Genomic DNA, 1,514 nt, shown 5'->3' with positions numbered 1-1,514 from the left:
AGATTGCGGCGATCTTCGGCGATGGAAAATCCGAGGTCGCCGAAGGTCCCGATATCGAGACCGATTACTACAATTTCACCGCGCTGAATTTCCCAGAAGGCCATCCGGCGCGCGAGATGCACGACACCTTCTTCTTCCAGCCGGACGAGAAGGGCGAGCGCAAGCTTCTGCGCACCCACACTTCGCCGGTGCAGATCCGCACCATGGAGACGAAGAAGCCGCCGATCCGCATCGTCATTCCGGGCAAGACCTACCGGCAGGATTCGGATGCCACCCACTCGCCGATGTTCCATCAGGTCGAGGGGCTGGTGATCGACAAGACGGCCAACGTCGCCAACATGAAGTGGGTGCTGGAGGAGTTCTGCAAGGCCTTCTTCGAGGTGCCGCAGGTCAAGATGCGCTTCCGGCCGTCCTTCTTCCCGTTCACCGAACCGAGCCTCGAGGTTGATATCCAGTGTGACCGCTCCAGGCCCGGCGAAGTGCGCTTCGGCGAAGGCTCCGACTGGATGGAGATCCTCGGCTGCGGCATGGTGCATCCCAACGTGCTGCGCCATGGCGGGCTCGATCCGGACGAATATCAGGGCTTTGCCTGGGGGATGGGCATAGACCGCATCGCCATGCTGAAATACGGCATGCCGGACCTGCGCGCCTTCTTCGATGCCGACGTGCGCTGGCTGTCGCATTACGGGTTCAGGCCGCTCGACATGCCGACGCTGTTCGGAGGCCTGAGCGCATGACAGCGCCCTATGCCGGCGGCTGCCGCTGCGGCGCCGTGCGGTTCGAGGCATCAGTCGAACCGCATCACGTCAGCTATTGCCATTGCGGCGATTGCCGGCGGGCCAGCGGCGCGCCGATGTCGGCCTTTGTCGGCTTCCTGGTCGATCAGGTCGCGTTCACCGGCAAGGCGCTGAAGATGTATGAGAACGGCCCGGTGACGCGCTCGTTCTGCGGCACCTGCGGCTCGCCCATCGCCTATGTCGACGAGCGGCTGGAAGACGACATCTACTTCATGCTCGGCACCATGGACATGCCTGCCGATTTCCAGCCGACGCAGCATGCCTATGTCAGTGAGCAGCTCCCCTTCCTGCATATGTCCGACGACCTGCCGAGACATCTGAAAACAAGCGTCAAAAGACCAGACGGAACAGTCCCATGAAATTCACCCTCTCCTGGCTCAAGGACCACCTAGAGACCGACGCCACGCTCGACGAGATCGTCGAGCGACTGACCTCGATCGGCCTCGAAGTCGAGCATGTCGACGACAAGTCGAGCCTGAAGCCCTTCGTCATCGCCAGGGTGCTGACGGCGGTCCAGCATCCCGATGCCGACCGGCTGCGCGTGCTGACCGTCGATACCGGCGACGGCAAGCCACCCGTGCAGGTCGTCTGCGGCGCGCCAAACGCCCGCGCCGGCCTGATCGGCGCCTTTGCCGCGCCCGGCACCTATGTGCCCGGCATCGACGTGACGCTGGCGGTCGGCAAGATCAGGGGGGTCGAAAGCCATGGCATGATGTG

2 protein-coding genes and 1 pseudogene are annotated in these 1,514 nt (G+C 63.3%); all 3 read left to right on the top strand.

Annotated features, from left to right (window positions below):
- On the top strand, positions 1 to 737 hold a 737-nt coding region (pheS, locus tag EOD15_RS34095; RefSeq protein ID WP_127409291.1), incomplete at its 5' end, for a phenylalanine--tRNA ligase subunit alpha.
- Positions 734 to 1,156: a GFA family protein gene (locus EOD15_RS34090; protein ID WP_127319113.1), complete on the top strand. Its 423-nt coding sequence runs from the start codon at positions 734 to 736 to the stop codon at positions 1,154 to 1,156. The genes pheS and EOD15_RS34090, both read left to right, overlap by 4 nt.
- A pseudogene (locus tag EOD15_RS34085) lies at positions 1,153 to 1,514 on the top strand (phenylalanine--tRNA ligase subunit beta); the annotation flags it as partial. The gene EOD15_RS34090 and the pseudogene EOD15_RS34085, both read left to right, overlap by 4 nt.

The sequence above is a fragment of the Mesorhizobium sp. M7A.T.Ca.US.000.02.2.1 genome (genome assembly GCF_003996995.1).
Taxonomy (GTDB): domain Bacteria; phylum Pseudomonadota; class Alphaproteobacteria; order Rhizobiales; family Rhizobiaceae; genus Mesorhizobium.
Note: the sequence above shows the minus strand (reverse complement) of the source record. Positions and strands in the feature narration are given on the sequence as shown.

Excerpts from the sequence above, each read along its gene's own strand:
- EOD15_RS34090 (WP_127319113.1), top strand. The coding sequence starts at position 734 with ATGACAGCGCCCTATGCCGGCGGCTGCCGCTGCGGCGCCGTGCGGTTC.